Here is a 24,074-nt window from a genome sequence, read left to right as displayed (position 1 = left end):
TTGGTCCTCAGCCCGCGATCGAGGCGCGGCGCAGGTCGCGGGCCTTGGTCAGGATGATATCCTCGAGCTTCTGCGTGGTTGCGGCCTGGACCGGCGACGACACCCACTGGCCGTTGCGATTGACTTCGCGAAGGGCCGCGACGCGCAGCGCATCGGCGCGCAGATCCTGGTCGAGGATCGACACGGTCACCTTCATGCGCTCGGTCGGGGTCTGCGGGTTGGTGTACCAGTCGGTGACAATCACGCCGCCGTTGGAGTCGGTCTGGAGCAGCGGCATGAAGCCAAGCGTGTCGAGGCTCGCGCGCCACAGATAGCTGTTGACGCCGATCGTCGTGATTTTCGATGCGGCGAGATCCGCCTTGGGACGCGCCGAACCGCCGCCGCAAGCGACGAGGGGCAGGGCAAACAGCACGACTGCGATACGCGAGCGGCGGAACATGGGCATCATCCTGGCAAGAAAATCAGCCCTTGCTCTACAGGCGTGCCCGCGCGCCCGCAAGCAGACGCCCGCATGCGTGGCGCGCGTATCGGCGCGCTCATCGTCGCGGGGGTTGGCGCATCCGGAACTGGGGCCGATCCGGTAGCGCTATCGGGCCGACATGTGTGCTGATTGCAACACTGTCGTACAATTCGGCGACGAAGGGTGGGAATGGGCCGGTCTGCGGCCTTTGCTACGGATCAATTCATGTTAGATGCGGTTTAACAGGATCCGATCACGGGATTCGAAGGACATATTCGTTGTGATGACGCGTGGGGGAATTTTCGGGGTGGTTGCCGGGGCGCTTGTCGCCACCGCTGCAATCGTCGCGCCCGCCTTCGGCGCCAGCGAACAGCCTGCCCGGATCGCCAAGCATAACGTCGCCGCGGTTCGCGGTATCGGATCGTTCACGCCGGCCGCTGCCGACCCCCGCCTTGCCGCGATGTTCGCGCGCGGTGGCTTCGACGCCGGCAGCTTCCGCTTTACGCCTGCCGAAACGCGGCAGGACAATCGCGCCGTGACCGTCGCGGTCCGTGCGCAGACCAATCGCAGTGTCGCGAACACCGCCAGCCTGGCCTCGACCACGCCGACCGTCGGCATCGCGCCGATCGCGTATAACCTTGGCATGTCGGTGGGCTGGAAGCGGTTCGCGATCTCGGGCGACGTGAACAAGCTCGATCTCGGCGCAATGCCCGGTGGGCGCGAAGCGGCTGACCTTGCAGTGAGCTATAGCGCCAAGCGGTTCAGCGGCACGGTGAAGGCTGCGGCGGATCGTCCGCTGTCGAATGCGCCGCGGCTTGTCGAAGACGCGCCGAGCTATTCGGTCGATCTTGGCGGGTCCTACGCGTTGACGCGTAGCCTCGCGGTGACGGCGGGCGTGCGGTATCGGTCGGATCGTGAGCGCTTCGTGAAGGTCGATGACGACCGTCGCGACAGCCAGGCCGTGTATCTGGGCACTGCCTTCCGCTTCTAAGTGCTGTGACGACGGCTCGCTGAACGCATCCCGGCCAGTTGCCGACCGCAGACCGATGCCCCGCGCCACGCTGACCCATCACCCCAGCGGAAGCTGGGGTATCCCTCGCAGCGCGTGACACCCGCCAAGCCAAGACATCCCAGCTCGCGCTGCGATGACGGAAGGGGCGCTCGCCGCTAGCCGGCGATGGTCGCGCGCGACCCTAGCGCATCCACGCATCGATCGCGGCCCAGCCGTGGAACCCGAACCGGCGTATTCGTCGCCACCGCACTTCATTCATACCGCCCAGCGCAACGACCTTCACGCCAAGTCCGCGCGCGATCCGCATACTCCGCGCCGGGCCCGATCCGGCCGCATCCTCATGCGACCGCGTGGCGTAGACCGGCGAAACGAACAGCGCATCGGCCCCCGCGCGCTGGCCTGCCAAGGCCTCGCCCCGGCAATGCGCCGGCCAAGTCCTGATTCCGCCCGCGCGTGCGCCACCATGAACGCCATCGGTGCGAATCGCGGAGGTCCCGGCCACCACCAGCACCAGCCGCCGTGCGTGCGCCAGCCGTCGCACTCGCCGCAACAGCACGCGTCGCGCCGCCGCCGGTGTGGCGTAATGGCGAAACACCACGCCCGATCCGGGCGGCAATCGCCGGAGCGCAGGCCACAAGGCGTCGCCCATCCGCTCGTCGGTCATCAACCAGCGCTCGGGGATGGGCTTTCGATCCGACACGGCGCTGCCTATAGCGCGGGCCATGACATCTGACACCACGCCGCTCGAGTCCATCCGCACCCGGATCGCCAAGGCCGCCGACATCGCCGATCGCCGCGCGGAAGACGTGACGCTGATCGCGGTCTCCAAGACGCACCCCGCCGCCGCGATCGCGCCGCTGCTCGAACAAGGCCAGCGCGTGTTCGGCGAAAACCGCGTTCAGGAGACGGCGGAGAAATGGCCGGCGTTGCGCGAGACATATCCCGACGTCGAACTCCACCTGATTGGCCAGCTCCAGTCGAACAAGGCGGCCGAGGCGGTGGCGCTGTTCGATTGCATCCACGCGGTCGATCGCCCGTCGCTGGTCGAGGCGCTGGGCAAGGCGATGGCGGCAGGCGATCGCCGGCCGGACTGCTTCCTCCAGGTCAACATAGGCGACGAACCGCAAAAGGGTGGCTGCGCGATCGCGGACCTGCCTGCGCTGGTGGAACAGGCCCGCGCCGCCGGCTTGCCGATCGCGGGGCTGATGTGCCTGCCCCCCGCCGATATCGAGCCGGCGCCGTATTTCGCGCTGTTGGCGCAGCTTGCGCGCGATCATGAGCTGACCGGGCTCAGCATGGGCATGTCGGACGATTTCGAGACCGCGGTGACGATCGGCGCGACTCACGTTCGGATCGGTAGCGCGTTATTCGGCGCGCGGGGGACCGGCGCATGAGCATTGCGGTACGGTTTGACGCGTTGCTGTTCGACTTCGACGGGGTGCTGATCGACAGCGAAGCCGTCGGCAACCGACACATCGCCGAATGGCTCACCGCCGCCGGGCATCCGACCACTGCCGACGAGTCGATGGCGAACTTCATGGGGCTTGCCGGGCCGCAGTTCATCGACGCGATCGAGCGCTGGATAGACCGGCCACTCCCCGATGACTTCTACGCCGCGCGCAAGGCCGAGGACGACCGCGTCATGGCCGCGGGCGTCGACGCGATCGAGGGCGCGGTGGCGTTCGTCCGCTCGCTCCCGGCGGACCTGCCCAAGGCGATCGTCTCGTCGAGCCCGGTCAGCTGGATCGCGCGGCATCTGGAGCATATCGGCCTGCGCGATGCGTTCGGCGACCACCTCTACAGCGGCAGCGAACACGTCACGAACGGCAAGCCCGCACCCGACCTGTACCTGTTCGGGGCGCGGCAACTTGGCGTCGATATCGCGCGGACGGCGATCCTTGAGGACTCGCCGGTGGGGGCGACCGGCGCGGTTGCCTCGGGGGGGTATGTCATTGGCTTGTCTGCTGGATCGCACTGCAACGCCGAGCATGGTGCGCGGCTCAAGGCGATCGGTGTGGATGCGCTGGCGGAGAGTTTCGAGGACGTCGCGCGGTTGATCGGATAAGCTGGATCCCGGTTCTTGAAGTCAGGGACAAGCCAGCCAGTATTCCGTTCCGATAGCTACATCCCCCCCGGCGAAGGCCGGGGTCCAGTTGGGGAACGGCAATAACGGCAGATGGACCTTCGTTACATCGGCCTTCCCAACTGGACCCCGGCCTTCGCCGGGGAGGTGCCCGCTCGAGGAATACGTAAACTCAATGCGTCCGCGGCGACTAGTTGCCCCGCTTCCGCCGCCAGATCGCACCAACCCCTGCCACCAGATCATAGGGGATCGCCGCGGCCTCGCGCGTCCGCATCTTGAGTTGGTACCGTCGGCTCCCGCCATGCGGCACGTGGATCGCGCTCGCCGGCATGCCGAGCATCGCGAACAGCATGCGGATGCGCGGCTGGTGATAGGCGTCGGTGCAGATCATGCACTGCGCATACTCGCCCGCACGCGCGAATGCGGTCGCTGCCACGACGCTCTGCAACGTATCCACGCTCGCTTCGTCGAGATGGATACGCGAGCGGTCGACCGTCTCGGCCAGCACGTCGGCCATCACGGACGCTTCCGAAGGCCCGTGGGTCCCCTTGGCACCCGAGCAGAACAGGTCCGCATCGACGTAGCGCGCGGCCGCCGCAGCGGCGAACGCGATGCGGCGGGCCAGGGTCGGGCTCGGGCTGCCATCGGGACGAACGGCCGCACCGAACACGACGATCAGGCGGCGGGAGGGCGGGATATCGGTCAGAACTGGTGCCCCGTGCGGTCGCGCTTGGTCGCGAGATACTGCGCATTGTGCGGGTTGGATGGGAGGAAGTGCGGCACACGCTCGATCACCGTCACGCCCGCGGCCTCGAGCCCCGCTACTTTCGCCGGATTGTTCGTCAGCAACCGAATTTCGCGCTGCCCGAGCAACGTCAGCATCCGCGCCGCCACCCCGAAATCGCGCGCATCGACGGCGAAGCCAAGCCGCGTGTTCGCGTCGACCGTATCGAAACCCTGGTCCTGCAATGCATAGGCGCGCAGCTTGTTGACCAGTCCGATCCCGCGCCCCTCCTGGCGAAGATAGAGCAGGATACCCCAGCCGCTATGTCGGATCGCGTGGATCGCGGCATGCAACTGCGGCCCGCAATCGCATTTAAGGCTGCCAAGCACGTCGCCCGTTAGGCATTCGCTGTGCAGGCGGACCAGTGGGGGCTGGCCATTGGGCTGGCCGATCAGCAGCGCGATATGCTCGTCCGCGCTTTCGGGGCTGCGGAATGCGACGATCTCGGCGTCCTCCGCACCCTCTACCGGGAGGCGCGCGCGGGTTGCGAGGGTCAGCCGCGTCGCGTCTTCGTGCGCGTCTATGTCTGCGGTGCTTATGCGGACTTCGGGTTCGCCGGTGCCGAGGAAGAAGGCAGGCAGGAGTCCGGCAATCCTCGCAAGGCGCAAGGCCGCAGCCGCGGCGTCGGGATCGGTCACCGGGAGCGTGCGGAACGGACCCTTGAGCGGAGTGGCCAGATCGAACTGCGGATCGGCCAGCGCGGTCGCGGCGGCGAAATCGATCCAGGGCGCGCGATCGACGAGCACCGGCTCGGTCGGATCCGCCGCCGCAAGCTGGTTCGCAAGCTTCAACGTTGCCGCGCGGCCTGACGAGATCAGCACACCGCCATTCGCTTCGGGATCGAACGCCGCCAGTCGCTCCGCGTCCGCCGTTTCGACCGCGAGGAGCACGAGCCCGTCGATCGCGATCGGCCAGCCGCGTCGCAACGCATCGACAGCGCGGGCCGCCGCGCGCGGATTCAAAACGCGAACTCGGTCATGATCGGGACGTGGTCGGAGGGCTTCAGCCAACTCCGGCAGCGTTCGTAGACGTGGTGCGACACCGCCGCTTCGGCCGCCGCACCGGTCGCCCACATGTGATCGAGCCGCCGCCCGCGGTCCGATGCCGCCCAGTCCTTTGCGCGGTAGCTCCACCACGTGAACAGGCGGGCGGGGGCGGGGTGGAAGCGGCGGCCGAGATCGACCCAGTCGCCCGCTGCCTGCAACTTGGCGAGCGCGTCGACCTCGATCGGGGTGTGGCTGACGACGTCGAGCAGCTGCTTGTGGCTCCAGACGTCCGATTCGAGCGGGGCGATGTTGAAGTCGCCGACCAGGATCGTCGGGCCGGGAAGTGTCTCCGACCAGGTCGTCATGCGGTCGATGAAATCGAGCTTCTGGCCGAACTTCGGGTTCACCGCGCGGTCGGGCACGTCGCCGCCCGCCGGGACGTAGACGTTCTCGAGCCGTACGCCGTTCTCGAGGCGGACGCCGATGTGGCGCGCCTCGCTGTTCGCCTGCCAGTCGAATCGGTCGTCCTCCACGATCGGGACTCGGCTCAGGATCGCGACGCCGTGGTGCATGCGCTGGCCGTGCAGGACGATGTGCTCGTAGCCGAGCGCGCGGAACGCTTCCAACGGGAAGTCGCCGTCGATGACCTTGGTTTCCTGCAGGCACAGGATGTCGGGGTGTTCGTCACGCAGGAACTGCTCGACGATGGCGATCCGGAAACGGACCGAGTTGATGTTCCAGGAGACGATCTTCACCGCCGCGATGTAGCGTCGCGTGGGGGTGGGGACAAGGAAGGGGCGTGGGCTTCTAACTAGCTATGCTATCGGCAAAGCCGCTGTCGTCGGACGGGCTTTGCCCGCCGGCCGCGCTTGAGCGAGTCTCGCAAAATGCGTTTGCTTGCCGCTCTACGCGAAAGACCCTCGCTCCGGGGGCATGGAGCGAGGGCCAACTCAGCGTTCGTCACGCAGGCAAGATATGGGGAAACCATCCGGGCAACAGGGGGAAAAATCCCGAATGCCTCACATCCGCGAGCCACTCTCTAGGGATCGCAACCTGTCGCTTGCATGAATGACGCGAAAGTTTTGTTACTTTCTTCCACCCGTGCGGCGCGGATCGTTCCAGCGGAAGGTGTTGTCGCTGACCGCTTCGCCGAACTTCTGGTTGGTCAGGCGGATCGTCGTGCGGTTGTTCTGGCTGTCGAGCGCGACCCAGCCCTGCAGCATCAGCCCGCCCGGCGCGCCCGCGTTGCGCACGAACACCAAAGTGATCCGGCCATATTCGGGGTGCTTGGGATCGTTCGCCTCGACCGACACGATTCGCTGGTCATAGCCGGGGACGAGCTTGGCATAGCGCGTGATGTCGCGCGTCGGATCGAGCAGCACCCCCAGCGGCGAGTTCTTGATCGGCCAGCGCTGCACCTGCTTCACCGAATAATCGATGAAGGTCAGCGCGCCGCCCTCCGCGACGATCAGGATCGGCACGCCCTTCTCATATTGGAAACGCAGCTTGCCGGGCTTCTTCAGCGTCAGCACGCCGGTCAGGACCTTGCCGTTGCGATCCGCCTGCGAGAAACTGGCTGTCATCGTTTCGACCGACTGGAGGTGCTTCTGCACGGCGGCTAGATCGCCGGTGGCCTGTGCGGCGATCGGCGCGGGTAGTGCGGCAACCGAGAGAGCGGCGATCGTCGCGATCACCGCGGGGCGGGTATTGAACATCGAAATCTCCTTGGAGCGCGGACAATTGCCGCCCCGCGGTTGAACCGCCACTGAATTCGGCGTGACTTCAGTGGGAATGCTCGTCCGCCGTCACAGTCCCCGTCATCCTGACGAAAGTCAGGATCCAGGATCAAGCAGCGCGGCGGATATTACTCCGAATCCTGACTTTCGTCAGGATGACGGAAGAGGAAAGACCGACTCCCCTACAGCGTAATCGCACCCTTCAACCCGAGCACCCCGACATCGCGGGCGTCATGCACGCCGCCCGGATTGTGGATGAACTGCACGTTCGGCCGCAATTCCAGCCACCTGGTCGGATGCACGCTGTAATAAATCTCCGACGCGTATTCCGCATCCTGCACGGCGGGCCGGGTGGGATCGAGTGCCTGGCCCTTGGCGAGGCGTCCGTTCACGTTGGTCCGGGCCACGCCGAAGCCGAGGATGTCGTTCGGCCGCCACGGCACCAGCCCCTTGTAGAACAGCCCCGCGGCGATCTGGTTGTCGGTGGTCGAGGTCGCGCGGTCAGCCTGGGTCGCGTTGAGGAACACGCTGAGCCCGGTCACCGACTTGCCGTCTTTCGATGTGCCGGTGATCTGCTGCTGCACGTTGAAATACACGCCGTAGCGCGCGCTGCGGCGGAGCGGAGCGAGTCCCGTGATCGCGATCGGCTGGCGGTTCACGTCGTAGAACACGTCGTCGCCGTTCGACGTGTTGACCCAGCCGCCGACCTTGTACGCGCCGACCCGGCCATCGTCGTCGCCGCGCCGCCATTCGGCCTCGACCGGGATCAGCGCGCCGGTCGCACCGTGGAACCGGCCGATCACGAAGTCCTTCTCCAGGTTGCGCGGGTTCACCTCATACGCCGCGGTCTTCACCGTGACATGGTCATTGACGTCGTAACGCAGCCGCACCCCCCATTGCCCGACCGGCCAGTTCTGCCAGTAATCGCCGACCAGATTGCCCGGCTGCGCCCCGCAGAAGCTGAGATTCTGGAAATAGCAGGAGAAGACCGCGAAATCCTCGCCGGGATTGGTGCGTCCGATCTTGAGCTCGAGTTTCTCGCCCAGCGTCTGCTCGTACCAGAACTGCGTGAGGCGCAGCGTCTGGCCGCGGCCATAGACCTCCTGCACCTGTTGCAGCACGCCCAGATTCGCGTCGGCGCCGAGATCGCGGCCCCGGCGATAGGTGACGGTCACCTGGAACGCGCCGCCTTGAAGTCCGACGACCTTGTCGAGATCGAGCAACATGCCGACGTCGAACTGGCCGGTCTCACGGAGCAATTTCCGGTCCCCACCGGAAAAATTATAACCGCTTTCCGAGGCATAGCGCGCGCTGAGCCCAATGCCGCGATCCGCCAATTTTTTACGGATATCGAACCAGTCGGCGAACAGCCCGGGCGGCGGGGTGCGCCGCGTATCCGCGGTCAGCGCCGACGGAGACAGATCGCTGTCGCGGCGAACGCCCGAACGGGGACGGTGCTGCGTGTCGGTGGCGGTGCTGCCGGGGGTCTGCTTGGCGGTGTCCTGCGCCGAGACCTGCCCCGATATCGCGAGCGCCAACGCCGCCACGCCTAACCGCCGATACTGCATTAATTCCACCTGTCGTCCGTAACTTGTGTTCCCCCGTAGACCGCGCCTCGATCGTCCGAAACCCTTGTCGAAATCGGCTTGGCGCAACGAGCGATGACCTCCTCGTTCTCCCGCGAACGCGGGAGCCCAGGGTTCCAGACGATAGCGTCAGTGGCTCCTGGCCCCCCGCGTTCGCGGGGGAACAATGCGGGTATCTCGAGGAACTGAACGAGCGACGCCCACCCTCAGATCGCATGCCCCTCCGTATCGCGCAGCACCTCGCGCCGCCCGACATGATCGGGCCGACCGACGATGCCGTCCTTCTCCATCCGCTCGATCAACCGCGCGGCCGAGTTGTAGCCGATCCGCAACTGCCGCTGCAGCCACGAGGTCGACGCTTTCTGCGACTCGCATACCAGCTGGATCGCCTGGCGATATTGCTGGTCTTCCGCCGAATCCTCGCCGGTCGGTGAACCCTCCAGCGCGAAGCTCTCCTCGGGCTCTTCGGTCACCGACGAGATGTAGTCGGGCAGCCCCTGCGAGCGCCAGTGATCCGCCACCAGCCGCACTTCGTCATCGGTGACGAACGGCCCGTGGACGCGGACGATGCCCTTGCCGCCCGGCATGTAGAGCATGTCGCCCTTGCCCAGCAGCTGCTCTGCACCCTGTTCGCCCAGGATGGTGCGCGAATCGATCTTCGACGTGACGTGGAAGCTGATGCGAGTCGGCAGATTGGCCTTGATGACGCCGGTGATGACATCGACCGACGGCCGCTGCGTCGCCATGATCAAATGGATGCCCGCCGCACGCGCCTTCTGCGCGAGCCGCTGGATCAGGAATTCGACCTCCTTGCCCGCGGTCATCATCAGATCGGCCAGCTCGTCGACGATCACGACGATCTGCGGCAGCACGTCGTATTCGAGCTTCTCCTCCTCGTACATCGGTGCGCCGGTGTCGGGGTGGTACCCCGTCTGCACCTTCCGCCCGAGCGGCTGCCCCTTCGCCTTGGCGCCACGCACCTTGTCATTGAAACCGGCGAGGCTGCGCACGCCCACGGAGGACATCTGGCGATAGCGATCCTCCATCGTCTCGACCGCCCATTTCAGCGCGCGCACCGCCTTGGCCGGATCGGTGACGACCGGTGACAACAGGTGCGGGATGTCGTCATACATGCTCAGCTCGAGCATCTTCGGATCGATCATGATCATCCGGCACTGGTTCGGTGTCAGCTTGTACAACAGCGACAGGATCATGCTGTTCAGCCCGACCGACTTGCCCGAGCCGGTGGTGCCCGCGACCAGCAGATGCGGCATCGGCGCGAGATCGGCGATCACCGAATCGCCCGCGATGTTCTTGCCGAGGATGATCGGCAATTGCGCCGACTGGTCCTCGAACGTCTGGCTGCCGACGAGCTCATGCAGCGAAACCGCCTCGCGCCGCGCATTCGGCAGCTCGATGCCGATCACGTTGCGCCCCGGGATCACCGCGACGCGCGCGGAGATCGCGGACATGTTGCGCGCGATATCGTCGGCCAGCGCGATCACGCGGCTCGCCTTGATGCCAGGCGCGGGCTCCAGCTCGTACATCGTCACTACCGGGCCGGGCCGCACCTCGATGATCGATCCCTTCACGTGGAAATCGTCTAGGACGTTCTCCAGCAGCCGCGCATTGCGCTCGAGGCCCGCCTTGTCGATCACATTGCCCTGGCTCGGCGGCGAGGGTGTCAGCAGGTCGAGGCTCGGCAGCGTGAAGTTGTCGCGCAGGTCGAGCGACGACTGGCGCTCCTTGGGCTTGGCCTGCGACGGCGCGTTCTGGCGATCGGCGATGACGGGGGCAGGGCGCGGGTCCGGCTCGGCGACCGCGCGCGGCTCGACCGGTTTGCGCGTCAAGGTCAGCGGCTCGTCGTCGTCCTCGTCGATCTCTGCAAAGCCGTCATAGCCGAGCGCCTCGGTGCGATTGCGGCGGGGAAAGCGCCATTTGCGCTCGCCGAGATCGATCTCGATGCTCTTGCCCCAGACGATCGCGCCGGCGATCGCCGCGACCAGCCCGACCGCGCGGGCGGACCAGAGCTCGGCGACCGGCTGGCCGATGAAGTGCAACGCCCAGTGCACCGCGCTGGAGACCGACAGGCCGATCACGCCGCCCCAGCCGGCAGGGAGGGCAAGCACCGAGCTACCCGACACGAACGCCAGCGCACTTGCCATCAGCGCGACGCCGATCGCGGCGCCGCGTACCATCCGCACCCAATGCCCGAGCGGCGCATCACGCCATAGCCGCATGCCGAGGATGGGTCCGATCGGCAGCATCAGCGCGACCGCCGGCCCGAACAGGGTGAGCGCGATATCGGCGAACCACGCGCCCGGCGGCCCGATCAGATTGGCCGGCGACCCGCCCGACGCGGTGTTGAGCGCCGGGTCGCTCGGGTGATAGCTTGCCAGCGCCAGCGCCATCAGCAGCGTGCCGACGAACAACGCGATCGCCGCGATCAGCGCACCGCTGCGGACGGCACCCGCCTTCACCGTCTCACGCCACAAGGCTGGCTGCGCGCGGCTGGCCATGACCCTCAATCCTTCAATGTACGAAAACCCGACTTTTCATCGCGCCCGGCGGCCGCAACGTCAAGGTAACCACGCGACAACACGGGTTAAGCTGTGCCCGGATCGTCGTTGGCAGCGACCGGCGGGCGGGATACAGCGGCGTCATGGACACAGATGTAATCATCCTCGGTGGCGGGCTGGTCGGCGCGACGCTCGCCGTGGCGCTCGGCGTGCACGGCATCTCGACGATCGTGATCGACCCCGCCGACCCTGCCGTGACGCTAGCGCCCGGTTTCGACGGCCGTGCGTCGGCCGTCGCGAGCGCGAGCCACCGCATGCTCGACGCGATCGGTATTGGCGCGACGCTGGCGGGGCAGGGCTGTGCGATCCGCCAGATCCGAGTCAGCGACGGGCTGGAGCCGGGCAAGCTCGATTTCGTCCCCGAAGCGGACGATGGCGCCCTCGGCACGATGTACGAGAACAAGCTTCTCCGCCGCACGCTGTTCGACGCCGCCACCGCCGCGCCGCATGTCGACCTGCGTATGCTCACGCGGGCGGTATCGGTCGACCGCGCCGAATCGGGGGTCACCGTCACACTGGATACGGGTGACGTGATCCGTGCGCCGCTGCTGATCGCCGCGGAGGGTCGCAACTCGCCGACGCGCGAGGCCGCCGGGATCACCATCGCGCGCTGGTCGTACGAGCACACCGCGATCATCGCCGCGTTCCACCACGAACGCCCGCATGAAGACGTTGCATACGAGATCTTCTATGCGAGTGGCCCGTTCGCGCTGCTTCCGCTGCCCGATGACGCCGACGGCCACCGCTCGGCGATCGTCTGGACGGTCGACGCGAAGAACGCGCCCGGCATGCTGAAACTCGGCGACCGCGCGTTCCTGGCCGAAGCGGAAAAGAGCATGGGCGGATTCCTCGGCGCGCTGTCGATGGCTACGCCGCGCTCGTCCTACCCGCTCGGCTTCCACCACGCCGCGCGCATCACGGACACGCGGCTCGCACTGGTCGGCGACGCCGGCCACGGTATCCACCCGATCGCCGGACAGGGCCTGAACCTGGGTTTCCGCGACGTCGCGACGCTCACCGAAGTGCTGGTCGAGGGCAAACGCCTCGGCCTGGACCTTGGCGACGCCGCACTGCTCGCGCGCTACCAGCGTTGGCGCGGGCTCGACACGTTCATGACCGCGGCGGCCACCGACACGCTCACGCGGCTGTTCGGCCTTCCCGGCAAGACCGCCAGCGCCGTCCGCCGCTTCGGTATCAGCGCCGTCAACGCGATCCCGCCGCTCAAGGACCGCTTCATGGCCGAAGCACGCGGCGAAAGCGGTGACCTGCCCAAGCTGTTGCAGGGCATGGTGATCTAAACCGAACGCTTCTGGATAAGGCGTGGCGGGCGCCCTATCATCGGATCGGGGGAACCGATCATGCAGGATAAACGGCTATCGCGAATAGTCGCGCGCTCAGCCGGTCTTAAGCCACTGACGCAGCAGCGCGGTGACTTCGCCGGGCCGTTCCATCGGCGCTAGGTGACCGCAGGACCGCAGCATGTGGAACCGAGACCCCTCGATCCGTGCGCTCAATGCACGCGCATCGTCCGGCGTGCAGATCAGGTCGCGGTCACCGACCGCTACCAGTGTCGGCACGTGGATCGCGGCGATCGCCTCGCTGATGTCGGGACGGGCGAGCAAGGCGCGTTGCTGGCGCTCGAACACGACCTGGCCGACGCGCTCGGCCATCGCCTGCGCAGGCCCGGCGACGATCGCGGTCAGGCGCGGGTCGGCGTGCGGCGCGGTGGCGAGCAGGCCCTGGCCGACGACGGTGCGCGGGCGGACCTCCATCGACGCGCGCGTGCCGAACAGCGCGATCCGTTCGATCCGCTCGGGCGCCTGGCGGATCATTTCCATCGCCACATAGCCGCCCAGGCTGACGCCGGCGACCGCGAACCGCGGCGGTGCGGCGGCGAGCACGCGCGCGGCCATTTCGGACAGCGTATCGTCCTGCGAGAGGTCGCCGAACTCGACCTGCGCGACGGCGGCGAGGTCGACGATCTGGCGCGCCCAGAGCTGCCCGTCGCAGCCCATCGCGGGGAGCAGCATCAACGGTGTACGCGGTCGGACCATGCGAAATCTCCGGTAGCGGCGGGTTGCAGGGATGCTCACCTCAGGCGACGAACGGGAAGGCGAGCGCGATCATGCCGACCAGCGTCATCACCGTGCAGACGGCGATCGCCGGCACGAGCGTGAAGCGCTGGTGATCGGCGAGATCGATCCCGACCAGGCTGACGAGCAGGTAGGTCGAGGGCACCAGCGGGCTGAGTAGATGGACCGGCTGGCCCATCAGCGACGCGCGCGCGATCGCCTCTGGTGCGACGCCGTAATGTGCGCCTGCCTCGGCGAGGATCGGCAGCATCCCGAAATAGAACGCGTCGTTCGAGATGAAGAAGGTGAACGGCATGCTGAGCAGCGCGGTGATCGGCGCCATGTACGGCCCCAGCGCGGGCGGGATCACGCCGACCACTGCCTTGCTCATCGCCTCGACCATGCCGGTGCCGCCGAGGATTCCGGTGAAGATACCCGCCGCGAAGATCAGCGAGACGACCGCCAGCACGTTGCCGGCATGCGCGGAGATGCGCTCCTTCTGGTCGGCGACGCCGGGATAGTTGACGATCATCGCGATCGCGAACGCCAGCATCATCAGCATCGACAAGGGCAGGATGCCCCAGACGAGCAAGGTCAGCAGCGTGACGACGAGCGCGGCGTTGAACCAGATCAGCTTGGGACGGCGTGCCTCGGGATATTGCGAGACCGCCATGCCGGTGAACTCGGTGTCCGCGGTGATTCCCGCATCACCCATCCGCGCGCGTTCCTTGCGGCCGAAATACACGGCGAGACCGATCAGGAAGGCGAGGCCGGCGATCATGCCGGGGATCAGCGGCAGGAACAGCGTCGCCGGATCGATCTTCAGCGCGCTCGCGGCACGCGCGGTCGGCCCGCCCCACGGCGTCAGGTTCATGATCCCGCTCGTCGTCATCAACAGGCAGACGAGGTACAGCCGGTTCATGTTGAAGCGCTTGTACAGCGGCAACAGCGCGGCGATCGTGATGATATAGGTCGTCGACCCGTCGCCATCGAGACTGACGAGCGTGCACAGCACGACCGTCCCGATCAGGATGCGCATCGGATCGCCGTGGACCATCCGGATCAGCCGCCCGACCAGCGGATCGAACAGGCCGGTGTCGGTCATCGTCGAGAAGAACAGGATCGCGAACAGCAGCATCACGCCGGTCGGCGCGAGGTTCTTGATACCGTCGATCATCATCGGGCCGAGACCCGCGGCCTCACCCGCGAACACGCCGAAGATCGACGGGATCACGATGAGCGCGACCAGCGGCGTCATCTTCTTGGTCATGATCAACGTCATGAACGTGGCCACCATCAGGAAGCCGAGCAGGGCAAGGTTCATCGCATCGTCCTAGGAAAGGGCGTGAAAAAGGGGGTGGGGGCGGAAGCAAGAACCCCGTCATCCCGACGAAAGTCAGGATCCAGAGCCAAGCAGGGCAGCACGCCGTAACCCTGGATCCTGACTTTCGTCAGGATAACGGAACGGAAGATGCCGAAGACGCCGCTCCGCATCAGAACGTCACCCCGACGCGGGCGCTGAGCGTCTGGCCGCTGTCGTTGCCGACATAGTCGCCGGCGCGGTTGTCGGTGTTCCACTGGATCGCGTTCACCTGGAAGCGGGTGAAGGAATTGAGGTACCAGTTGACGCCGACGGTCGCCGCCCAGCCGTCGCCGCCGGTCAGCAGATTGTCGAAATCGAGGCTTTCGTAGCGCGCGGTGAGTTCGATCGCGCCGACCCCGCCGTCGAATGTCGGCTTCAACACCTTGGGCTGGCCGAAGCTGCCGAGCCGCGGATTGTACGGCGGCAGGTCGCCGGTCAGGAACAGACCGCCCGAGACGCTCCATGCCTTGCTGACGAAATCGGCACGCCCGCCGTCGAGCCGCGCGTTGCGGCGGCCGGCTTCGCCCATCACCCACAATGGCCCGCGGTATCCGCCGAGCTCGAACCCGTAGCCGGTCGTCCCCGTGCCGCCGATCAGCGGCCCGGTCGACACACGCAGCGCGCCGTTGAAGCGGCCGCCGATCACCGTGTTGCGCGTCAGCGTGCCGGCAACCGACGACAGCGACTCGTCGAAGCCCCAGGCGCCGATGTGGAGCACGCCGGTGTCGGACTTGATCGGGTTCCAGTGCGCGCGGCCCAGCACGGTGCGGCTATCGCCGACGGTCTGCGTGCCGTCGATCCGGTCACCGGTGACGGTGACCGAGGCATGGCCGGTCTTCCAGAACACGCGCGGCATCACGCCGATGCCGTAGAAACCGCGCTGCGGGATGATCGCGGTCGCGACCGTCGTGCGTTCCATGAACGGCGTCGAATCCGAGCCGGTCGACCCTTCGAAGCTGCGGTCGTTGAACAGGTGGCCGGCGCGGACGTCGTAATCGAGGCCCGGCCTGATCTTGTTGCGCCAGCCGACGAACGCCGTGACGACGTCGACCTCGTTCTCCGAGAAGTCGCTCTCGAACTGGTAGAAGAAATGCGTGCCGACGCCGCCTTCGAGGCCGAGGCGCAGTGCGCGCATGCCCGTCGTCGTGATGTTGCGGCCGTCATATTTGGAGCCGAAACTGGAACTCACATCGGTCAGGATGCGGCCGCGCGGCTTGAACGTGTACACGCCGTCCGCCGAGTGGAAGACGGGCAGGCCGGCGCCCCATTCGGTCGTCACGCCTGAAGGATTGTCGCGCGCGGCTAGAGCCTGAGCGACGCTGCGATCGGCTGGCCCCGGCGGGGCAAGCTGCGGCGCGAACGGCACGGTCCGGCGTGGCTCGTTGTTTTGCGCGACGGCCTGCGGTGCAGCCTGCACGGGCGCGACCGGCACGGACGCCTGCGCAACGGCGGCGACATTCTCCAGCCGGTCGAGCCGCGATTTCAATGCCGCGATCTCGGCCGCCTGCGCGCGGACCAGCGCGGCAAGGTCGGCATCGCTCGGAGTCTGCGCCAGCGCCGGGGTTGCTGCAATCAAGGCGAGTGCGGCGCACCCGGTACGGAAGAGAGTCATTGGGCTTGGGCTCCGGTGGCGAGAATCGCGGTCCAGTCGCGCAGGAAACGCTGGCGCTTGACGCGGTCGAGGTTGACGAGAAGTTGCGGGCCGACGCGGATCGGTCGGGCCTGCGCGGTGGGAAGACGGCGAGCCGCAACATCGGTGCGGACCGGCCACAGGCTGCGCTTGGCGAGCAGCGACTGCCCCTCGCGCGACAGCAGGAAATCGAGGAAGAGTTTCGCCGCCGCCGGGTGCGCGGCCTCGCGCGCGATGAACGCGATCCGCGACGTGACCAGCGTATAGTCCTGCGGAAAGACCACGCCGATGCGGCGGTCGGTGCGGGCGCGTTCGAGCGCGTAGGAGCCGATGACGTTGTACGCGATCGCCTGCCGCCCCTCGGCGACACCGCGCAGCATCGGCTCGGTGGTCAGCGAGAGGACGGGCTTCGTGGCGGCGATCGCCTCCAGCAGCGACCGCGTGTCGCGCGTCGTCGCCATGTCCTGCGTCAGATACAGATAGCCGGTGTTCGATCGCGCGGGGTCGAACGTCGTCACCTTGCCCGCGAAGGCGCGCGCGTTCTGCCGCAGCATAGCCTCAAGCGCGGCATGCGTCCGGGGTACGCGCGCGGCGGGGATCAGCCGCGTGTTGTAGACGATCCCGATCGGCTCCGCGGTGACGCCGAAGCCCATGTTCTTCCACACCGATACCGGCGGCAGCGCGGGCTTTTCGGGGCTCGCATAGCCTTGCGCGAAGCCGTCGTTGATCAGCTTGACCTGCAAATCCATCGCCGACGACCAGACGAGGTCCGCGGACAGCCGCTTGGCGCGGGTCTCGGTGACGAAGCGGCGATACATCTCGGTCGAGCCGAGGTCGGCGTACAGGACGGTGATCCCCGGATAGCGCTTCCGGAACGCAGCGACTACCGGCAGCAACTCGGCGCGATCGGCATTGCCGTAGATCCGTACCTGCCGCTCGGCGCGCGCATCGGAGATCAGCTGGTCGTAGGATCGCGGATAGCCGGCAGGGCGCTGCGCCACGACGGCGGTCGCGGTGACACTCGTAGCCAGCAGTGCGATCTTCAGAAAAATTCGGGCCATCATCACTCTCCTCGCCTTCCGTCTCTGTGTTCGGATAGACTGCAGCGGTGGAGTACGAAGCGAACCTGTCACCAACCTTTCATGGTTTTTCATGCGCATCCTGCTGATCGAGGACGACGCGGCGCTCGCGCGCAGCATCGCCGCGCTGCTGCGCGCGGGCGGCAACGCGGTCGATCACGTCGCGACGGGCGAGGACGCGTTGTCGGTGGTCGCGGGAGAGCCGTACGCGCTGGTGATCCTCGACGTCGGGCTTCCCGGGATCGACGGGTTCACCGTGCTGGAGACGCTGCGACGGCGCGGCGAGCGCGTTCCCGTCCTGATGCTCACCGCGCGCGACGCGCTCGACGATAGGGTGCGCGGGCTCGATCTCGGGGCCGACGATTACCTGCGAAAGCCGTTCGAGCCCGAGGAACTGGAGGCGCGCGTGCGTGCGCTCGGCCGGCGCCGCGGCGGCGATCCGCTCCCGGTGCTCAGCGTCGGTACGCTCACGATCAACCGCTCGACCGGCGACGCCGACATCGCCGGCCGCGCGCTCGACCTGCGCCGTCGCGAGCGCGCGGTGCTGGAGGCGCTGGCGACGCGTGCGGGCCGCGTGGTGCCGCGCGAATTGCTGATCGGCGAGGTGTTCGGTTTCGACGAACCGGTCGGCGGCAACGCGATCGAGGTCCATGTCACTCGCCTCCGGACGAAGCTCGCGCCCGACGGCCCCGGCATCCGCACCGTCCGCGGCGTCGGCTATATGCTCGATGCCGGCTGAGCCGCGGACGCCAGCGCTGCGCACCCGCCTGCTGGTCGCGGTGCTCGGGCCGTTGCTGGCGGCGGCGATCCTGATCGGCGTGGTCGGTGCGACGCTGATCGCCGACGTCGTCCGCCGCACCGACGACCGCGTGCTCGGCGGCGCGCTCGGCGCGATCGCCGAGACGGTGCAGGTCGAACGTGGCGAGGTGACGCTCGATCTGCCCTCCGCCGCGTTCGGGATGCTGGAGAACACCGAGCGCGACAACGTCTATTACCGGGTCGCCGTCGGGTCGGACCTGCTCACCGGCTATGCGGACTTGCCCGCGGCCGACCCAACGACGCTCGACATCGATGTGCCGCGGTACCGTTTCGGGCGCTACCGTGGCCAGCCAATCCGCATCGCCGAAGTCCGCCGCTCGCTTCCCCGCATCGACAAGCCCGTCATCGTCCAGATCGCCGAGACGCTCGACAATCGCGGCGCGCTTACCCGCCGGCTGATGCTCGCGTTGCTGATCGGCGAATGCGTGCTGGTGGGTGCCGCCGCGCTGTTGCTCAGGCCTGCGCTGGGCTGGAGTCTGCGTCCGCTCGCTCGCCTGCGCGGCGCGGTCGAGGCGCGAGACGGCCGCGCGCGACCGGATTTTTCCCCGCTCGACACCGGCCCGCTCCCCAGCGAACTCCGCCCGCTCGCCGGCGCGTTCGACCGGCTGCTCGCGCAGCTCGACACGGCCACCGTCGGCGTCCGCCGCTTCACTGCCGACGCCTCGCACCAGATGCGCACGCCCTTGTCTGTACTGAAGGTCCAGGTTGCGCTCGCCCGCCGCGGTTCGGGATCGGAACGCAGCATCGCGCTCGACGAGATCGCCGACGCGGTGACACGTCTCGAACGCCTGGTGACGCAGTTGCTGGCGTTGGCGCGCGCCGAGGAGGCGGGCGTGTCCGCGCCGCTGGAGGCGGTCGACCTGCGCGAAGTGGCGGCGGCGGTCATCACGCGACAGATCAACCGCGCGATCGACGCCGGCATCGACCTGACGATCGAGGGCGACCCGGAGGTCGGCCACGTCGTTCCCGGTCACCGCACGCTGATCTTCGAGATCGTGTCGAACCTGATCGACAACGGCATTCGCTATAACCGGCGCGGTGGCACGGTGTCGGTCAGGCTCCAGACGACGCCATCGCAAACGTCGATCGCGGTCGTCGACGATGGCCCGGGGATACCGATCGAGCAGCGGGACATGGCGTTCGACCGGTTCGTCCGCCTCGGCGCTCCCGGCAGTTCGGAGGGAAGCGGCCTCGGTCTGGCGATCGTGCGGTCGGCGGCCGCACGCCTCAACGCGACCGTCGCGTTCGGCGACGCGCCCAGCGGCACGACCGTCATCCTGCGGTTTTTTCACGCGCTAGAGTAACCTGTATCAACTTCACCAGACGGTCGACTGCCACGCGTTCGATTTTTTTAAGGTGTTCATGTCACGCGGAAAAAAAACGACCGAGCGACCATGCTACCCACTCTCTTCAATCTCCATTTCCAGCATTCGGGCTATCTCGTCGTCGTGGCGGTCGGAATTTGCCTGACCGCAAGCTGGTCGGTGTCGCTGCTCACGATCGACATGGCCAACACCTCGCAGCGCGAGCCGTTCGGCTGGCGGCACGGTGCGCTTGCGCTGGCCGCCGGGCTGGGTGTCTGGGCGACGCACTTCATCGCCATCCTCGCGTACCGGCCCGACCTGCTGCTGCGATACGATCCGTTCGTGACGACGGTGTCGGCGCTGGTCGGGATCCTGACCGTCGGCGTGCCGATCGTCGCGATCACGCGGTTGCCCGCACACGGGGGGCGGATCGCCGCGGCAGCGGCGGCGGGCGCCGGTATCTGGTGCATGCACGCCGTGGGCATCACCGGCATGATGGACTGCATCCACGTCTTTTCCTGGCCCACCAATGTCGCCGGGCTGGTCATGGGGACGCTGCTGCTGTCGTCCTGGCAGATCAACCGCCGCTGGTCGCGCTCGCGTCCGATCGGTTGCCTGCTGTTCGCGCTGGCGATCTGCGTGACGCATTTCCTGTCGCTGTCGGGCGACCTTGTCCTCGGCAGCATCGACGACGTGCCGGGCAGCGTGTTGTCGCCAGGGCTGGTCGCGGCCTGCATGACCTTTGCGGTCTCGGTCACGTGCCTCGGCAGCCTGCTGACCTTCGCGCGCTTCAAGACGACGCGCGCGGAAGAGGCGCGCGGAAGAGGCGCAGACGCTGAAGTCGGTGATGGAAAGCATGTCCGACGGGCTCGTGTTCATCGACCGCGAAGGTCGCCTGCGCCATTTCAACCGGCGCTTCCTGGACCTGTTCAACACGCCGTTCGACGCGATCGCTTCCGGGCTGACGATCGACGCGTTCCTCGACATCATCGCGGCGTGCCGCGGCTGGACGGCGGAAAAGCGCGCGTTGGTCGGAGGCGCCATGAAGCAATGGGTCGAGCGCGATGACGATTTCGACCGCGAGTGCGAGATGGAGGATGGCCGTACCTATCAGATGCAGTGCCGATCGATCCCGCGGCAAGGCATCGTGCTGACGTTCAACGACGTCAGCGCCGAACGCCGCGCGCTCCACAACCTCACGCATCTCGCCTATCACGACCCGCTGACGGGGCTGCGCAATCGCCGCGCGCTGCGCGAGGAGAAAGAGGCGCGGATCGGTCTGGGCAAGCCGTTCTCGCTGCTGCTGATCGACCTCGACGATTTCAAGCGGATCAACGATGCGTACGGGCATGCGGTCGGCGATACGTTGCTGATCCATGTCGCGGCCGAACTCACGAGCCTGTTGCCCGACGACAGCTTCGTCGCGCGGATGGGCGGCGACGAGATCGCGATCATCGCCACGCAGCTCGGCGAGGCGGCGACCGCGCTGGCCGACACGATCGTCATCCGGCTGAGCGCGCCGGTGATCATCGACGAACGCCGGCTGCTGCCCGGATGCAGCATCGGCATCGCCGGATTCGCCAACGACCTGACCCCCGACGAACTGATGAAGCGCGCCGACATGGCGCTGTACGAGGCGAAGCGGCGCGGGCGCAGGCGCGCGCAACCCTATGTCTCGGGCCTCGCCGAACGCCTCGCCGAACGACAGCACATCACCGACGACCTGTACGAAGCAGTGCAGAATGGCGGCTTCTCGCTCGCGTTCCAGCCGGTGGTGGCGCTGTCGTCGGGGATCACGACGGGATATGAGGCGCTGATCCGCTGGAACCACCCGACGCGCGGCTGGATCTCGCCCGATACCTTCATCCCGATCGCCGAGGACTGCGGCCTGATCGAAGAAATCGGCCGGTGGGTGATCATGGAAGCGTGCCGCCAGTTGGCAGGCTGGTCGCCGCATCTCCACGTCGCGATCAACGTGTCGGCGGGACAGCTGAAGTCGGACGCGCTGCTGCATCATCTGACGCAGGCGATCCTGGTCTACGGCGTCGCGGCGGAGCGAGTCGAGGTCGAGATCACCGAGACCGCGCTGATCGACGATGCCACGCGCACGGCGGCGATGCTGGCGCGGATCCGCAGGACCGGGATCAAGGTCGCGCTGGACGATTTCGGCACCGGCCAGTCGTCGCTCGCGCATCTTCGCGATTTCCAGTTCGACCGGATCAAGATCGACCGGAGTTTCGTGATCGAAGCCGGGTCAGACCCGCGGTGCATGGCGGTGTTGCGTGCGACCGTCGCGATCGGCCAGGAACTCGGCGTGCTGACGCATGCGGAGGGTGTCGAGACGCGCGAACAGCTCGAATTGCTGCGCGCGATCGGGTGCGACGCGGTGCAGGGCTATCTGGTCGGGCGACCGATCGTGCCGTTCACCGATGCCGTCCAAACCCTCGTGCCGGTGGCGCCGGCTGCGATCTCGAACCCGATCGGCGGCGAGCCGGCGGCGGTCGCGCGGATCGCCGCCTGACGGCTTACCGACAGATCTGCAGCGCGATCGCGTCGAGTTCGCGATCGTAGCTGGCGCGCTCGGCGGCGCTCAGGAACCCCTGTTTGGCGACGAAGCGGTCGGTGGCGCGGCGGATCTTGTCGACGCGCTGCCAGAGTTGCGCGCTCTGTCTTTCGGTGATCCGGCGAGCTTTGCGCGCGGTGCCGATATCGGCCTGGAGGATGTTCGCGCGTACCGAGATATGCGCCTGGCGCGCATCTGTGATCGATCCGCCCCGTTGGCCGGCAACCGCGTGCTGGTCGGTTCGGTTGCAGCTCGGATAATCCTGTTGCGGCGTCTGCGCATGCGCGGCGGCACCGGCCACGCTTGCGATCATGACGGCGACCATGACTGACTTCACGATTATTCTCCTGCCAAAGCACCTAGCGTTGGAGGGCGTGCGCTACCCGCTTCAACCTGAACGGCGGTTGTGTGCGCGCCGTCCCGCGAGGACGGTCGCCCGTGGTTCGGCGATGCCGTCCGGTGGCCGAAATGGAACGCCCGCACCGACTGTATGCTATTGTGGAGGTGTAAGATTTTCGATAGCAAATGGTCGCTTGGAACAGAGTAAGAACCAGACGTCCTTGCCGGACCACGATGCCGATCATACGCTGACCATGGCGGCATTCGGCTGTTCGCTCGATCCGACCGATCCTTTCGTCGTCGGCTTCCACGAGGCAACCCTGCCGATGGCGATCAGCGATCCGACGCTTCCCGACAACCCGATCATTCACGTGAATGCCGCATTCGAGCGGTTGACGGGTTATGCCGGCGACGAGGTGGTCGGACGGAATTGTCGGTTCCTGCAGGGACCCGAGACCTATGCCGGGGACGTGTCGCGGCTGCGCGATGCGATCGGGCGGGCCGAGCGTATCGAGATCGACCTGCTCAACCACCGCAAGGACGGTACGCCGTTCTGGAACCGGCTGCTGGTCGCGCCGGTATTCGATCGCAGCCGGCACCTGCGCTATTATGTCGCGTCCCAGCACGACGTGACGCTCGAACGCGAAACGCTGACGTTGCTGGAAGCCGAGCAGCGCCAGCTCGAGGCGTCCGCCGCGGAGACGCAGGCGAGGCTCGCCGACAGCGCCGCACGGCTGCAATTCGCGTTGAAGGCGGGGCGGCTTGGCGCCTGGACCTTCGACCCCGCCAGCCAGCACCTCGACGCGTCGGCGGGCTGCAAGATCGTGTTCGGCTATGATCCGGATGCTGCGTTCGGCTATCCCGAATTCCTCGAAACGATCCATGCGGAGGATCGCGCGCGCGTCGTCGCGGCGATTGTGGACACCGTGGCGACGGGATCCGACTACGACATCGAATACCGCATCGTGACGCCGTCGGGCGATGTCCGCTGGGTCGGTATCCGTGGCGAATTGCTGACGCGCGCAGACGGCACGGCGTTGTCTATGACCGGGTTCTCGACCGACATCACGGAGCGCAAGCGTACCGAGGAACACCGCGCATTGCTGGCAGGCGAACTGACGCACCGGGTGAAGAACACGCTTGCGACGGTCAGCGCGATCGTCAACCAGACGTTGCGCGATGCCGCGTCGATGTCCGAGGCACGCGACACGATCGGTGCGCGGATCGGATCGCTGGCGGTCGCGCACGACCTGTTGCTGCGCGACGAGGTCGAGGGTGCGACGATCGCCGATATCGTGACGGGTGTGATGGCGCCGTTCGATGATGGCGATGGTCGCCTGTTCTCGGTCGAGGGGCCGGATGTCCGGCTCGAGCCGCGCGTGACGCTGGCCTTGTCGATGGCGCTGCACGAACTGGCGACCAATGCTGCCAAATACGGCGCGCTCCATGTCGCGGGCGGACATGTCACGATCGCCTGGAGTATCGGCATCGGCGAAGGCGGGCGCAGGCTGGCCTTCTTGTGGAAGGAGACCGGCGGGCCGGTGGTCACCGCGCCGACCCGCACCGGCTTTGGATCGCGGATGATCGAACGCGTGCTCGCGCAGCATATGCGCGGCACCGCGCGGATCGAGTATCGCGATACCGGTGTCGTCTTCACGATCGACGCGCCGCTCTAGGCG

Annotated in this window: 21 protein-coding genes and 1 pseudogene; 9 read left to right on the top strand and 13 right to left on the bottom strand. The window is 67.0% G+C overall.

All coding sequences use genetic code 11. The annotated features are described in order from the left end of the window. Positions 1 to 7: 7 nt before the first annotated feature. A complete protein-coding gene (locus HMP09_RS12755) occupies positions 8 to 439 on the bottom strand; it encodes a DUF3576 domain-containing protein (protein ID WP_056419732.1) in 432 nt (143 codons plus the stop codon). Between the two features lie 304 nt (positions 440 to 743). Between HMP09_RS12755 and HMP09_RS12750 the strand changes: the two genes are divergently transcribed. Next, the gene (locus tag HMP09_RS12750; RefSeq protein ID WP_176500663.1) at positions 744 to 1,451 is read left to right on the top strand and encodes a hypothetical protein; all 708 of its coding nucleotides are present in this window, start codon (positions 744 to 746) and stop codon (positions 1,449 to 1,451) included. Between the two features lie 202 nt (positions 1,452 to 1,653). Here the strand turns inward: HMP09_RS12750 and HMP09_RS12745 are convergent, their stop codons facing one another. After that, the gene (locus tag HMP09_RS12745; RefSeq protein WP_232090251.1) at positions 1,654 to 2,172 is read right to left on the bottom strand and encodes a thiamine phosphate synthase; all 519 of its coding nucleotides are present in this window, start codon (positions 2,170 to 2,172) and stop codon (positions 1,654 to 1,656) included. Positions 2,173 to 2,194: 22 nt separating this feature from the next. Between HMP09_RS12745 and HMP09_RS12740 the strand changes: the two genes are divergently transcribed. Beyond that, positions 2,195 to 2,866, top strand: coding sequence for a YggS family pyridoxal phosphate-dependent enzyme (locus HMP09_RS12740; RefSeq protein ID WP_176500662.1), 672 nt, complete (start codon positions 2,195 to 2,197; stop codon positions 2,864 to 2,866). Further along, the gene (locus tag HMP09_RS12735; protein ID WP_176500661.1) at positions 2,863 to 3,537 is read left to right on the top strand and encodes an HAD family hydrolase; all 675 of its coding nucleotides are present in this window, start codon (positions 2,863 to 2,865) and stop codon (positions 3,535 to 3,537) included. The genes HMP09_RS12740 and HMP09_RS12735 overlap by 4 nt, the downstream gene beginning before the upstream one ends. Positions 3,538 to 3,745: 208 nt before the next feature. Here HMP09_RS12735 and HMP09_RS12730 read toward each other — a convergent pair whose 3' ends face one another. From HMP09_RS12730 to HMP09_RS12705, 6 genes are all read right to left on the bottom strand, one after another. Beyond that, on the bottom strand, positions 3,746 to 4,225 hold the full coding sequence (locus HMP09_RS12730; protein ID WP_176500660.1) for a YdcF family protein: 480 nt from the start codon (positions 4,223 to 4,225) through the stop codon (positions 3,746 to 3,748). A 32-nt stretch (positions 4,226 to 4,257) separates the two neighbouring features. After that, positions 4,258 to 5,301: a GTP cyclohydrolase II gene (gene ribA / locus HMP09_RS12725; RefSeq protein WP_176500659.1), complete on the bottom strand. Its 1,044-nt coding sequence runs from the start codon at positions 5,299 to 5,301 to the stop codon at positions 4,258 to 4,260. Then, a complete protein-coding gene (locus tag HMP09_RS12720; RefSeq protein ID WP_176500658.1) occupies positions 5,298 to 6,080 on the bottom strand; it encodes an exodeoxyribonuclease III in 783 nt (260 codons plus the stop codon). The genes ribA and HMP09_RS12720 overlap by 4 nt, the downstream gene beginning before the upstream one ends. Positions 6,081 to 6,410: 330 nt before the next feature. Next, positions 6,411 to 7,040, bottom strand: coding sequence for a LolA family protein (locus HMP09_RS12715; protein WP_176500657.1), 630 nt, complete (start codon positions 7,038 to 7,040; stop codon positions 6,411 to 6,413). A gap of 203 nt (positions 7,041 to 7,243) precedes the next feature. Further along, positions 7,244 to 8,629, bottom strand: coding sequence for a carbohydrate porin (locus HMP09_RS12710; RefSeq protein WP_176501765.1), 1,386 nt, complete (start codon positions 8,627 to 8,629; stop codon positions 7,244 to 7,246). A gap of 224 nt (positions 8,630 to 8,853) precedes the next feature. Next, positions 8,854 to 11,166, bottom strand: coding sequence for a DNA translocase FtsK (locus tag HMP09_RS12705; RefSeq protein WP_176500656.1), 2,313 nt, complete (start codon positions 11,164 to 11,166; stop codon positions 8,854 to 8,856). Between the two features lie 143 nt (positions 11,167 to 11,309). Here HMP09_RS12705 and HMP09_RS12700 point away from each other — a divergent pair, with 143 nt between their 5' ends. Beyond that, positions 11,310 to 12,524, top strand: a complete 1,215-nt coding sequence (locus HMP09_RS12700) for a UbiH/UbiF/VisC/COQ6 family ubiquinone biosynthesis hydroxylase (RefSeq protein ID WP_176500655.1) — start codon at positions 11,310 to 11,312, stop codon at positions 12,522 to 12,524. 96 nt (positions 12,525 to 12,620) lie between these two features. Here HMP09_RS12700 and HMP09_RS12695 read toward each other — a convergent pair whose 3' ends face one another. From HMP09_RS12695 to HMP09_RS12680, 4 genes are all read right to left on the bottom strand, one after another. Then, the gene (locus HMP09_RS12695) at positions 12,621 to 13,280 is read right to left on the bottom strand and encodes an alpha/beta fold hydrolase (RefSeq protein WP_176500654.1); all 660 of its coding nucleotides are present in this window, start codon (positions 13,278 to 13,280) and stop codon (positions 12,621 to 12,623) included. A 40-nt stretch (positions 13,281 to 13,320) separates the two neighbouring features. After that, positions 13,321 to 14,622, bottom strand: a complete 1,302-nt coding sequence (locus tag HMP09_RS12690; RefSeq protein WP_176500653.1) for a CitMHS family transporter — start codon at positions 14,620 to 14,622, stop codon at positions 13,321 to 13,323. A 169-nt stretch (positions 14,623 to 14,791) separates the two neighbouring features. Further along, complete coding sequence (locus HMP09_RS12685; protein ID WP_176500652.1) at positions 14,792 to 16,273, bottom strand: OprO/OprP family phosphate-selective porin; 1,482 nt, start codon at positions 16,271 to 16,273, stop codon at positions 14,792 to 14,794. After that, the gene (locus HMP09_RS12680; protein WP_176500651.1) at positions 16,270 to 17,352 is read right to left on the bottom strand and encodes an ABC transporter substrate-binding protein; all 1,083 of its coding nucleotides are present in this window, start codon (positions 17,350 to 17,352) and stop codon (positions 16,270 to 16,272) included. Before HMP09_RS12680 ends, HMP09_RS12685 begins: the two co-directional genes overlap by 4 nt. 91 nt (positions 17,353 to 17,443) lie before the next feature. On the opposite strand from HMP09_RS12680, the gene HMP09_RS12675 reads away from it, so the two are divergent. From HMP09_RS12675 to HMP09_RS12665, 4 genes and pseudogenes are all read left to right on the top strand, one after another. Continuing rightward, complete coding sequence (locus tag HMP09_RS12675) at positions 17,444 to 18,109, top strand: response regulator transcription factor (RefSeq protein WP_176500650.1); 666 nt, start codon at positions 17,444 to 17,446, stop codon at positions 18,107 to 18,109. Next, positions 18,099 to 19,493 carry a sensor histidine kinase gene (locus HMP09_RS12670; protein ID WP_176500649.1) on the top strand — a complete coding sequence of 465 codons (1,395 nt, stop codon included), beginning with the start codon at positions 18,099 to 18,101 and terminating at the stop codon, positions 19,491 to 19,493. Before HMP09_RS12675 ends, HMP09_RS12670 begins: the two co-directional genes overlap by 11 nt. Before the next feature lie 90 nt (positions 19,494 to 19,583). Continuing rightward, a pseudogene (locus tag HMP09_RS18590) lies at positions 19,584 to 19,868 on the top strand (MHYT domain-containing protein); the annotation flags it as partial. A 481-nt stretch (positions 19,869 to 20,349) separates the two neighbouring features. Then, complete coding sequence (locus HMP09_RS12665) at positions 20,350 to 22,014, top strand: putative bifunctional diguanylate cyclase/phosphodiesterase (protein WP_176500648.1); 1,665 nt, start codon at positions 20,350 to 20,352, stop codon at positions 22,012 to 22,014. Between the two features lie 4 nt (positions 22,015 to 22,018). Here HMP09_RS12665 and HMP09_RS12660 read toward each other — a convergent pair whose 3' ends face one another. Continuing rightward, positions 22,019 to 22,393 carry a hypothetical protein gene (locus tag HMP09_RS12660; RefSeq protein WP_232090249.1) on the bottom strand — a complete coding sequence of 125 codons (375 nt, stop codon included), beginning with the start codon at positions 22,391 to 22,393 and terminating at the stop codon, positions 22,019 to 22,021. A 256-nt stretch (positions 22,394 to 22,649) separates the two neighbouring features. Here HMP09_RS12660 and HMP09_RS12655 point away from each other — a divergent pair, with 256 nt between their 5' ends. Beyond that, positions 22,650 to 24,071, top strand: a complete 1,422-nt coding sequence (locus HMP09_RS12655; protein ID WP_232090247.1) for a PAS domain S-box protein — start codon at positions 22,650 to 22,652, stop codon at positions 24,069 to 24,071. The last annotated feature ends 3 nt before the right edge of the window (positions 24,072 to 24,074 follow it).

Origin of the sequence: Sphingomonas sp. HMP9 (assembly GCF_013374115.1) — a bacterium.
In the GTDB taxonomy this organism is placed as follows: domain Bacteria; phylum Pseudomonadota; class Alphaproteobacteria; order Sphingomonadales; family Sphingomonadaceae; genus Sphingomonas.
Note: the sequence above shows the minus strand (reverse complement) of the source record. Positions and strands in the feature narration are given on the sequence as shown.

Excerpts from the sequence above, each read along its gene's own strand:
- HMP09_RS12755 (WP_056419732.1), bottom strand. The coding sequence starts at position 439 with ATGTTCCGCCGCTCGCGTATCGCAGTCGTGCTGTTTGCCCTGCCCCTC.
- HMP09_RS12750 (WP_176500663.1), top strand. The coding sequence starts at position 744 with ATGACGCGTGGGGGAATTTTCGGGGTGGTTGCCGGGGCGCTTGTCGCC.
- HMP09_RS12740 (WP_176500662.1), top strand. The coding sequence starts at position 2,195 with ATGACATCTGACACCACGCCGCTCGAGTCCATCCGCACCCGGATCGCC.
- HMP09_RS12735 (WP_176500661.1), top strand. The coding sequence starts at position 2,863 with ATGAGCATTGCGGTACGGTTTGACGCGTTGCTGTTCGACTTCGACGGG.
- HMP09_RS12715 (WP_176500657.1), bottom strand. The coding sequence starts at position 7,040 with ATGTTCAATACCCGCCCCGCGGTGATCGCGACGATCGCCGCTCTCTCG.
- HMP09_RS12710 (WP_176501765.1), bottom strand. The coding sequence starts at position 8,629 with ATGCAGTATCGGCGGTTAGGCGTGGCGGCGTTGGCGCTCGCGATATCG.
- HMP09_RS12705 (WP_176500656.1), bottom strand. The coding sequence starts at position 11,166 with ATGGCCAGCCGCGCGCAGCCAGCCTTGTGGCGTGAGACGGTGAAGGCG.
- HMP09_RS12700 (WP_176500655.1), top strand. The coding sequence starts at position 11,310 with ATGGACACAGATGTAATCATCCTCGGTGGCGGGCTGGTCGGCGCGACG.
- HMP09_RS12695 (WP_176500654.1), bottom strand. The coding sequence starts at position 13,280 with ATGGTCCGACCGCGTACACCGTTGATGCTGCTCCCCGCGATGGGCTGC.
- HMP09_RS12690 (WP_176500653.1), bottom strand. The coding sequence starts at position 14,622 with ATGAACCTTGCCCTGCTCGGCTTCCTGATGGTGGCCACGTTCATGACG.
- HMP09_RS12685 (WP_176500652.1), bottom strand. The coding sequence starts at position 16,273 with ATGACTCTCTTCCGTACCGGGTGCGCCGCACTCGCCTTGATTGCAGCA.
- HMP09_RS12680 (WP_176500651.1), bottom strand. The coding sequence starts at position 17,352 with ATGGCCCGAATTTTTCTGAAGATCGCACTGCTGGCTACGAGTGTCACC.
- HMP09_RS12675 (WP_176500650.1), top strand. The coding sequence starts at position 17,444 with ATGCGCATCCTGCTGATCGAGGACGACGCGGCGCTCGCGCGCAGCATC.
- HMP09_RS12670 (WP_176500649.1), top strand. The coding sequence starts at position 18,099 with ATGCCGGCTGAGCCGCGGACGCCAGCGCTGCGCACCCGCCTGCTGGTC.
- HMP09_RS12665 (WP_176500648.1), top strand. The coding sequence starts at position 20,350 with ATGTCCGACGGGCTCGTGTTCATCGACCGCGAAGGTCGCCTGCGCCAT.
- HMP09_RS12655 (WP_232090247.1), top strand. The coding sequence starts at position 22,650 with ATGGCGGCATTCGGCTGTTCGCTCGATCCGACCGATCCTTTCGTCGTC.